This is a genomic window from Mycobacterium sp., assembly GCF_032162105.1.
GTDB lineage: Bacteria > Actinomycetota > Actinomycetes > Mycobacteriales > Mycobacteriaceae > Mycobacterium.
This window is the reverse complement of the sequence record NZ_JAVRPS010000486.1, coordinates 1-9,736: the sequence shown is the minus strand read 5'-3', so window position 1 is coordinate 9,736 and position 9,736 is coordinate 1. Positions and strand designations below refer to the sequence as shown.

Here is a 9,736-nt window from a genome sequence, read left to right as displayed (position 1 = left end):
GTCCTGGTGTCCAACTGGCTGTCGGTGCTGCCGGTGCAGTTCGCCGGGGCCGACGGGGTGGCCACCGAGCTGGTCAAGCCGCCCGCCTCGGACATCAACTACGTGCTGGCGCTCGCGCTGTTCGTGTTCATCTGCTACCACGCCGCGGGCATCTGGCGTCGTGGCGCCTGGGGCCACCTCAAGAAGCTGGTCAAGGGACACGTGACGTTCATGGCGCCGATCAACATCGTCGAGGAGATCGCCAAGCCGATCTCGTTGTCTCTGCGACTCTTCGGCAACATGTTCGCCGGCGGCATCCTGGTCGGCCTGATCGCGCTGTTCCCCTGGTACATCCAGTGGGCGCCGAACGCCATCTGGAAGACCTTCGATCTGTTCGTCGGCCTCATCCAGGCGTTCATCTTCGCCCTGCTGACCATCCTGTACTTCAGCCAGTCGATGGAACTGGACCACGAAGACGAGAAAGAGCACCACTAGAAGACCTGCACGACCAGTATGACTAACAGTCCTGGTGGCACCGCCGCCAGCTATCAAGGAGGAAATAGGAATGGATGCAAACGCCCTCATCACGGCGGGCGCGCTGATCGGCGGCGGCCTGATCATGGGTGGCGGTGCCATCGGCGCCGGCATCGGTGACGGTATCGCCGGTAACGCCCTGATCTCCGGCATTGCCCGGCAGCCCGAGGCGCAGGGCCGGCTCTTCACCCCGTTCTTCATCACCGTCGGTCTGGTGGAGGCTGCGTACTTCATCAACCTGGCCTTCATGGCGCTGTTCGTCTTCGCCACGCCGGCCTACTCGGGCTAGTGCACCGACAGCATGGGTGAACTGAGCGCAACGATCCTGGCGGCCAGCCAGGCAGCAGGAGAAGGCGGCGGGGGCCAGAGCAACTTCCTGATTCCCAACGCCACCTTCTTCGTCGTGCTGGCCATCTTCTTGATCGTGCTCGGCGTGATCGGGAAGTGGGTTGTGCCACCGATCAGCAAGGTCCTGGCCGAGCGGGAGGCGATGCTGGCCAAGACCGCGGCGGACAGCCGGACGTCGGCCGAGCAGGTCGCCGCCGCGCAGGCCGACTATGACAAGGCGATGGCTGGCGCGCGCACCGACGCGTCGTCGATCCGCGCCGAGGCTCGCACCGCAGGCCGACAGGTGATCGACGAGAAGCGGGCCGAGGCGAGCGGAGAGGTGGCTGAGACCGTGCAGCAGGCGGACGAGCAACTGTCCCAACAGGGTTCGGCGGCGCAGTCCGAACTGGAGTCGTCGGTGGACGGGTTGTCGGCCACGCTGGCCAGCCGCATCCTCGGCGTCGACGTGGGCGGTCCGCCCAAGAATGTGAGCCGGTAGATGTCGACCTTCATCGGGCAGCTGATCGGGTTCGCCGTCATCGCATGGATCATCTGGCGCTACGTCGCGCCACCGGTGCGGACCCTGATGCAGAAGCAACAGGACGCCGTCCGTACCGCGCTGGCCGAAAGCGCAGAAGCGGCAAAGAAACTCACCGAAGCCGACGCCGAACACGCCAAGGCGCTGGAAAGCGCCAAGGTGGAGTCGGCCAAGGTCACCGACGAGGCCAAGCACGACTCGGAGCGGATCGCCGCCCAGCTCGCCGAGCAGGCCGGCGTCGACGCGGAGCGGATCAAGGCCCAAGGTGTCCAGCAGGTTCAGCTGATGCGCCAGCAGCTCATCCGGCAGTTGCGCCAGGGCCTAGGGGACGAGGCCGTACAGAAGGCCGCCAGCCTGGTGCGCGGCCATGTGGCCGATCCCACCGCGCAGGCCGCGACGGTCGACCGCTTCCTGGACGAGCTCGAGCAGATGGCCCCGTCGGAAGCGTTGATCGAGACTGGTGCGACCGCGCGGCTGCGGGCTGCCAGCCGCGACGCGCTCGCTGCCCTCGTCGCCGAGTTCGACAGTGTGACCGGCGGTCTCGACGCCGACGGACTGACCACGCTGGCCGAGGAGTTGACCTCGGTGGGCAAGCTGCTCATGACCGAGCCCGCGTTGGCCAGGCACCTGGCAGAGCCCGCCGACGACGCGGCACCCAAGGTCCGTCTGGTCGAAACCCTGCTGTCCGGCAAGGTCGGCGACCCGACTCTCGACCTCCTGCGCACCGCCGTTTCGCAACGGTGGTCGACGGCATCGAACATCGTCGACGGCATCGAGCACACCGCTCGTCTGGCGCTGCTGAAGCGCGCCGAGGTCGCGGGTGAGGTCGACGAGGTGGAGGATCAGCTCTTCCGGTTCGGCCGAGTACTCGACGCCGAGCCGCGACTCGCTGCACTGCTCAGCGACTACACGACACCCGCCGAGAGACGAATCGCGTTGCTGAACAAGGTACTCGAGGAATCGGGGGTGAGCGGCACCGCAGCGGCGCTGCTGTCCCAGACCGTCGAACTGCTGCGCGGTGAGCGCGCCGACGAGGCCGTCATCGACCTCGCCGAGCTCGCAGTGTCCCGCCGCGGCGAGGTCGTCGCGCACGTCACCGCCGCCTCCGAACTGACCGATGCCCAATATGACCGGCTCACCGAGGTGCTCACCCGCATCTACGGACATCCGGTCTCCGTGCAGCTCCACGTCGATCCCGAACTCCTCGGCGGCCTGTCGATCGCCGTCGGTGACGAGGTGATCGACGGCTCCATCGCATCCCGCCTGGCCGCCGCACAGACACAGTTGCCGGACTGACCCAAACGCTCATCCAGAGAACAAGGTAGGAAGACGAAAACATGGCAGAGTTGACAATCTCCGCTGCTGATATCGAAGGTGCCATCGAGGACTACGTATCCTCGTTTGCCGCCGATACCGAGCGTGAAGAGATCGGCACCGTCGTAGATGCCGGTGACGGCATCGCCCACGTCGAGGGCCTGCCCTCAGTCATGACGCAGGAGCTCCTCGAGTTCCCGGGCGGCGTACTCGGCGTCGCGCTCAACCTCGACGAGCACAGCATCGGTGCGGTCATCCTTGGCGACTTCGAGAAGATCGAAGAGGGCCAACAGGTCAAGCGCACCAATGAAGTCCTGTCGGTGCCGGTGGGCGACGCGTTCCTCGGCCGTGTGGTCAACCCGCTCGGGCAGCCGATCGACGCGTTGGGCGACATCGAGACCGAGACGCGCCGTGCCCTGGAACTCCAGGCGCCGTCGGTGGTTGAACGCCAGGGGGTCAGCGAGCCGCTGCAGACCGGCATCAAGGCCATCGATTCGCAGACCCCGATCGGCCGAGGCCAGCGCCAGCTGATCATCGGCGACCGCAAGACCGGAAAGACCGCGGTCTGCGTCGACACGATCCTCAACCAGCGCGAGAACTGGGAGACCGGCGATCCCAACCAGCAAGTCCGCTGCGTGTACGTCGCCATCGGCCAGAAGGGCACCACCATCGCGAGCGTCAAGCGCGCTCTCGAAGAGGGCGGTGCGATGGAGTACACCACCATCGTCGCGGCGCCGGCATCGGACCCCGCGGGTTTCAAATGGCTTGCGCCCTACACTGGTTCGGCCATCGGTCAGCACTGGATGTACGACGGCAAGCACGTCCTGATCGTCTTCGACGACCTCTCCAAGCAGGCCGATGCCTACCGCGCGATCTCGCTGTTGCTGCGCCGGCCTCCGGGGCGCGAGGCCTTCCCCGGCGACGTGTTCTATCTGCACTCCCGGCTCCTGGAGCGCTGCGCGAAGCTGTCCGACGAACTGGGCGGCGGCTCGATGACGGGGCTGCCAATCATCGAGACCAAGGCCAACGACATCTCGGCGTTCATCCCGACCAACGTCATCTCGATCACCGACGGCCAGTGCTTCCTGGAGTCCGACCTGTTCAACCAGGGCGTGCGGCCGGCCATCAACGTCGGTGTCTCGGTGTCCCGCGTGGGTGGCGCGGCACAGATCAAGGCAATGAAAGACGTTGCAGGAAGTCTCCGCTTGGATCTGTCGCAGTACCGCGAATTGGAAGCGTTCGCCGCCTTTGCTTCGGATCTGGACCCCACGTCCAAGGCGCAGCTGGAGCGCGGTGCCCGGCTGGTCGAACTGCTCAAGCAGGCGCAGTTCAGCCCCATGTCCGTCGAGGATCAGGTCGTCGCGATCTTCCTCGGCACCAAGGGCCATCTGGATTCCGTTCCGGTGGAAGACGTTCAGCGGTTCGAGACCGAATTCCTGGAGCACGTGACGGCGTCCCACGGCGACATCCTCAAGGACATCCGGGAGACCAAGAAGTTCCCCGAGGAGGCCGAGGAGAAGCTGGTCGCGGTGGTCAACGACTTCAAGAAGGGTTTCGCGGCCACCGACGGCAGCTCGGTCGTCGTCAAGGAGGCCGAGACCGAGGCGATGGACCCGGACGACGTCGAGAAGGAGTCGGTCAAGGTCCGCAAGCCGGCGCCGAAGAAGAAGTAGGTAACCGATGGCAGCCACACTGCGAGAGTTACGCGGACGCATCCGTTCCGCCGGGTCGATCAAGAAGATCACCAAGGCCCAGGAGCTGATCGCGACGTCGCGGATCGCCAAGGCGCAGGCCAGAGTCGAAGCGGCTCGACCCTACGCCAATGAGATCACCAACATGCTCACCGAACTCGCCGGAGCCAGCGCACTGGATCATCCGCTGCTGGTCCAGCGCGAGTCACCGAAGCGCGCCGGCGTTCTGGTGGTGTCGTCCGACCGCGGGCTGTGTGGCGCGTACAACGCCAACGTGTTGCGCCGCTCCGAGGAGCTCTTCTCGCTGTTGCGGGAGGAGGGCAAGAAGCCCGTGCTGTACACCGTGGGCCGAAAGGCGCTGGGGTATTACCGCTTCCGGGGCCGCGACGTGACCGAGTCGTGGACCGGATTCTCCGATAGGCCGACCTACGAGAACGCCAAGGAGATCGCGGACACCCTTGTCACGGCGTTCATGTCCGGGGCCGACGACGAAGGTGACGACCCGGGTGAGGACGGCATCCTCGGCGTCGACGAATTGCACATCGTGTTCACCGAGTTCAAGTCGATGCTGTCGCAGAACGCAGAGGCCCGGCGGATCGCACCGATGGTCGTCGAGTACGTCGGCGAGTCGGAAGAAGGCCCGCACACGCTGTTCTCGTTCGAGCCCGATCCCGAGACGCTGTTCGCCGCGCTGCTGCCGCGCTACGTCGCGACCCGGGTGTACTCGGCGCTGCTGGAGGCCGCGGCTTCCGAGAACGCCTCGCGCCGCAGGGCGATGAAGTCGGCCAGCGACAACGCCGACGACCTGATCAAGGCGCTCACGTTGGAAGCCAACCGCGAACGCCAGGCCCAGATCACCCAGGAAATCAGCGAGATCGTCGGCGGCGCAAACGCCCTCGCCGACGCCAAGTAAGCCCCGTAGGAAGCGAAGAGAAAATGACTGCCACCGCAGAAGATTCCAAGACCGCAGGTCGAGTGGTTCGCATTACCGGCCCGGTCGTCGACGTCGAGTTCCCGCGCGGTTCAGTGCCCGAACTGTTCAACGCGCTGCACGCCGACATCACCTACGCGGAGATGGCCAAGACGCTGACCCTGGAGGTCGCGCAGCACCTCGGGGACAGCCTGGTGCGCACCATCTCCATGCAGCCCACCGACGGCCTGGTCCGCGGCGTCGAGGTCACCGACACCGGTGCCTCGATCTCGGTGCCCGTGGGCGATGGCGTCAAGGGCCACGTGTTCAACGCGCTCGGCAAGTGCTTGGACGAGCCCGGCTACGGCGACGACTTCGACCGGTGGTCGATCCACCGCAAGCCGCCGGCCTTCTCCGAGCTCGAGCCGCGCACGGAGATGTTGGAGACCGGCCTGAAGGTCGTCGACCTGCTCACGCCCTACGTGCGTGGCGGCAAGATCGCCCTGTTCGGCGGCGCCGGCGTGGGTAAGACGGTGCTCATCCAGGAGATGATCAACCGCATCGCCCGCAACTTCGGTGGCACCTCCGTGTTCGCCGGGGTGGGGGAGCGCACCCGCGAGGGCAACGACCTGTGGGTCGAGCTGGCGGACGCCAACGTGCTCAAGGACACCGCGCTGGTGTTCGGTCAGATGGACGAGCCGCCGGGCACCCGTATGCGCGTCGCCCTGTCCGCGCTGACCATGGCGGAGTACTTCCGCGACGAGCAGGGCCAGGACGTTCTTCTGTTCATCGACAACATCTTCCGATTCACCCAGGCGGGTTCCGAGGTCTCGACGCTGCTCGGCCGCATGCCGTCAGCGGTGGGCTACCAGCCGACGCTGGCCGACGAGATGGGCGAGCTGCAGGAACGCATCACCTCGACCCGCGGGCACTCGATCACGTCGATGCAGGCGGTTTACGTGCCCGCCGACGACTACACCGACCCCGCTCCTGCGACCACGTTCGCGCACCTGGACGCCACCACCGAGCTCTCCCGTGCAGTGTTCTCCAAGGGCATCTTCCCGGCGGTGGATCCTCTGGCCTCCAGCTCCACGATCCTGCACCCGAGCGTGGTCGGCGACGAGCACTACCGCGTCGCGCAGGAGGTCATCCGGATCCTGCAGCGTTACAAGGACCTTCAGGACATCATTGCCATCCTCGGTGTCGACGAACTGTCGGAAGAGGACAAGCAGCTGGTGTACCGGGCGCGCCGCATCGAGCGCTTCCTGTCACAGAACATGATGGCGGCCGAGCAGTTCACCGGCCAGCCTGGTTCGACGGTGCCGCTGAAGGAGACCGTCGAGGCGTTCGACAAGCTGGCCAAGGGCGACTTCGATCACGTACCCGAGCAGGCGTTCTTCCTGATCGGCGGCCTCGACGACCTTGCCAAGAAGGCCGAGAGCCTCGGCGCCAAGCTGTGATTCGACTAGTCAGGCGAGAGGTGGTGTGCGATGGCTGAACTGAACGTCGAGATCGTCGCCGTCGAGCGCGAACTGTGGTCGGGTGAGGCCACGTTCGTCTTCACCCGCACCACCACCGGCGAGATCGGCATTCTGCCGCACCACATTCCGTTGGTGGCGCAGCTGGTCGACGACGCGATGGTGCGGGTCGAGCGCGAGGGCGAGGACGACCTGCGCATCGCCGTGGACGGCGGATTCCTGTCGGTAACCGAGGAAGCCGTCCGAATCCTGGTGGAGAACGCGGAGTTCGAGTCGGAGATCAACGCCGACGCCGCGAAGCAGGACTCCGAGTCGGATGACGAGCGGACCGCGGCATGGGGCCGGGCGCGGTTGCGCGCCCTAGGCCAGATCGACTGATTGCCGATGAGCGCGTCCATGATGGTCATGGCCGCGCTGGTCGGTGTGCTCCTGCTCGTCGTCGTCGCGCTCTGCTACCGGCTCTGGAAGCTGCGTCAGGTGGGCGGCACCGCCGCGATCCTGCGTGACGTTCCGGCCGTCGGCGGCCACGGGTGGCGCCACGGCGTCGTGCGTTATCGCGGTGGGGAAGCAGGCTTCTACCGGTTGTCGAGCCTGCGCTGGTGGCCCGATCGGCGGCTCTCCCGCCGAGGCCTCGAGGTCGTGTCAAGACGTGCCCCGCGTGGCGACGAGTTCGACATCATGACCCACGAGATCGTGGTGCTGGAATTGCGCGATACCAGCCCGGAGCGGCGGCGGGGCTACGAGATCGCGCTGGACCGTGGCGCTTTGACGGCGTTCAACTCATGGGTGGAGTCGCGGCCGTCGCCTCGGGCGCGTCGGCGTTCGTACTAGCGCGCCGGCCCGCCGGGCTGCCAGAGCACGTCACCGTCGGGGTTGGCCACTCGCGAAAGAATGAAGAGCAAGTCCGACAGTCGATTCAGATACTTCGCGGGCAGCACGCTGATCGACTCACCGTGTTGTTCGATGGCCCGCCACGCGGAGCGTTCCGCCCGCCGCGCCACCGTGCGGGCCACGTGCAGTAGCGCCGACAGCGCCGTACCGCCGGGCAGCACGAACGAATTCAGCGCGGGGAGCGGCTCGTTGAACTCGTCGCACCACGACTCCAGCCGGTCGACATAGTCTTGGCTGATCCGCAGCGGCGGATGTTCGGGGTTCTCGACCACCGGCGTCGACAGATCCGCCCCGGCGTCAAACAGATCGTTCTGAATCTGGCGTAGCACGTTGCGAATGCGTTCATCGGGCTGTCCCACCGCCACCGCAACGCCGATGGCGGCGTTGGTCTCGTCACAGTCCGCGTAGGCCTCGAGTCGGGCGTCGTTCTTCGACACCCGGCTGAAGTCGCTGAGTCCGGTGGTCCCATCGTCACCGGTGCGGGTATAGATGCGGGTCAGGTGGACTGCCATGGGTCAAACCGTACCCGGGTCAACGTGTCGCGAGACTGACACTGACCGCCGTGCTGTCTACACTTGCCCGCGTGAGCGAGCGATTCGTGGTGACCGGTGGTGCCCGGTTATCGGGCGAAGTTGCCGTCGGGGGAGCAAAGAACAGCGTGTTGAAGCTGATGGCCGCGACGCTCTTGGCGGAGGGCACCAGCACCATCACCAACTGTCCCGACATTCTGGACGTCCCGTTGATGGCGGAGGTGCTGCGAGGACTCGGGGCCACCGTCGAGCTTGATGGCGCGACGGTGCGGGTCACGTCCCCCGACGAGCCGAAGTACGACGCCGACTTCGCCGCCGTGCGCCAGTTCCGCGCATCGGTGTGCGTGCTCGGGCCGCTGGTCGGCCGCTGCAAGAAGGCCAAGGTCGCGTTGCCCGGAGGCGACGCGATCGGGTCGCGTCCACTCGACATGCACCAGGCCGGCCTGCGGCAACTGGGCGCCCGGTGCAACATCGAACACGGCTGCGTGGTGGCGGAGGCGGATCACCTGCGGGGTGCGGAGATTCAGCTCGAGTTCCCGTCGGTCGGCGCCACGGAGAACATCCTGATGGCCGCCGTGCTCGCCGAAGGCGTGACGACCATTCACAACGCCGCGCGCGAGCCCGATGTCGTCGACCTGTGCGAGATGCTCAACCAGATGGGCGCCCAGATCGAGGGCGCCGGGATGTCCACGATGACGATCACCGGTGTCGATCGGCTTCATCCGACCGAGCATCGGGTCATCGGCGACCGGATCGTCGCCGCTACGTGGGGCATCGCCGCGGCCATGACGCGGGGCGACATCTCGGTGACGGGCGTCGATCCTCAACACCTGCAGCTGGTGCTACACAAACTGCACGACGCCGGAGCCACCGTCACCCAGGACGACAACGGGTTTCGCATCGTTCAGTACGACCGGCCGAAGGCGATCAACGTCGCGACCCTGCCGTTCCCCGGTTTCCCGACCGACCTGCAGCCGATGGCGATCGGGCTGGCCTGCATCGCCGACGGGACGTCGATGATCACCGAGAACGTCTTCGAGGCGCGGTTCCGCTTCGTGGAGGAAATGATCCGTCTGGGCGCCGACGCGCGCACCGACGGCCATCACGCCGTCGTGCGTGGCATGCCGCAACTCTCCAGTGCACCGGTGTGGGCATCGGACATCCGCGCAGGTGCGGGCCTGGTTCTGGCCGGCCTGGTGGCCGACGGTGACACCGAGGTGCACGACGTGTTCCACATCGATCGGGGCTATCCGTTGTTCGTAGAGAACCTGGTGGCTTTGGGAGCTGAGATCGAGAGAGTAAGCTCCACTTAGTACCCGCGGCCCCAGCCGTATGGCTGGAGGACGGGGTTTGACCACTCCCTCTGGATGTATTACAGTAGTGGGGTTGCCTACTGACCGGGAAGTTCCGGTTAACAGGGTGTGTTGTTTGAGAACTCAATAGTGTGTTTGGTGGTTTTTGTTTGTTGTTTGGCCATGCTCTGGCGTCCCGTGTTGGGGTGTGGTTTTGTTTTTTTGATTGCCAGTTTTGACTGGTTGTTAGGT

General features: G+C 65.8%; 11 protein-coding genes. 10 read left to right on the top strand and 1 reads right to left on the bottom strand.

Going from position 1 to position 9,736, the window contains the following annotated elements; translation table 11 throughout:
* The 9 genes from QOC69_RS25125 to QOC69_RS25085 form a co-directional block, all read left to right on the top strand.
* Nucleotides 1-474 (top strand): F0F1 ATP synthase subunit A (locus tag QOC69_RS25125; protein ID WP_526444730.1); only part of this gene is annotated, 474 nt, incomplete at its 5' end.
* Nucleotides 475-544: 70 nt separating this feature from the next.
* Nucleotides 545-802, top strand: coding sequence for a F0F1 ATP synthase subunit C (locus tag QOC69_RS25120; RefSeq protein WP_036395845.1), 258 nt, complete (start codon nt 545-547; stop codon nt 800-802).
* A 12-nt stretch (nt 803-814) separates the two neighbouring features.
* Nucleotides 815-1,339: a F0F1 ATP synthase subunit B gene (locus QOC69_RS25115; RefSeq protein ID WP_526444727.1), complete on the top strand. Its 525-nt coding sequence runs from the start codon at nt 815-817 to the stop codon at nt 1,337-1,339.
* Nucleotides 1,340-2,674 carry a F0F1 ATP synthase subunit B/delta gene (locus tag QOC69_RS25110; protein WP_526444725.1) on the top strand — a complete coding sequence of 445 codons (1,335 nt, stop codon included), beginning with the start codon at nt 1,340-1,342 and terminating at the stop codon, nt 2,672-2,674.
* Nucleotides 2,675-2,715: 41 nt separating this feature from the next.
* Nucleotides 2,716-4,365, top strand: coding sequence for a F0F1 ATP synthase subunit alpha (gene atpA, locus QOC69_RS25105; protein WP_526444723.1), 1,650 nt, complete (start codon nt 2,716-2,718; stop codon nt 4,363-4,365).
* A 7-nt stretch (nt 4,366-4,372) separates the two neighbouring features.
* Complete coding sequence (locus QOC69_RS25100; protein WP_526444721.1) at nt 4,373-5,296, top strand: F0F1 ATP synthase subunit gamma; 924 nt, start codon at nt 4,373-4,375, stop codon at nt 5,294-5,296.
* Between the two features lie 23 nt (nt 5,297-5,319).
* Entirely contained in the window at nt 5,320-6,753 is a 1,434-nt protein-coding gene (gene atpD, locus QOC69_RS25095; protein ID WP_526444719.1) for a F0F1 ATP synthase subunit beta, read from the top strand.
* A gap of 30 nt (nt 6,754-6,783) precedes the next feature.
* Nucleotides 6,784-7,149 carry a F0F1 ATP synthase subunit epsilon gene (locus QOC69_RS25090; RefSeq protein WP_526444717.1) on the top strand — a complete coding sequence of 122 codons (366 nt, stop codon included), beginning with the start codon at nt 6,784-6,786 and terminating at the stop codon, nt 7,147-7,149.
* Nucleotides 7,150-7,155: 6 nt separating this feature from the next.
* Entirely contained in the window at nt 7,156-7,602 is a 447-nt protein-coding gene (locus QOC69_RS25085; protein WP_526444715.1) for a DUF2550 family protein, read from the top strand.
* Here QOC69_RS25085 and QOC69_RS25080 read toward each other — a convergent pair.
* A complete protein-coding gene (locus tag QOC69_RS25080; protein ID WP_526444713.1) occupies nt 7,599-8,174 on the bottom strand; it encodes a cob(I)yrinic acid a,c-diamide adenosyltransferase in 576 nt (191 codons plus the stop codon). The genes QOC69_RS25085 and QOC69_RS25080 overlap by 4 nt on opposite strands.
* A 71-nt stretch (nt 8,175-8,245) precedes the next feature.
* Between QOC69_RS25080 and murA the strand changes: the two genes are divergently transcribed.
* Nucleotides 8,246-9,505 carry a UDP-N-acetylglucosamine 1-carboxyvinyltransferase gene (murA, locus tag QOC69_RS25075; RefSeq protein ID WP_526444711.1) on the top strand — a complete coding sequence of 420 codons (1,260 nt, stop codon included), beginning with the start codon at nt 8,246-8,248 and terminating at the stop codon, nt 9,503-9,505.
* The last annotated feature ends 231 nt before the right edge of the window (nt 9,506-9,736 follow it).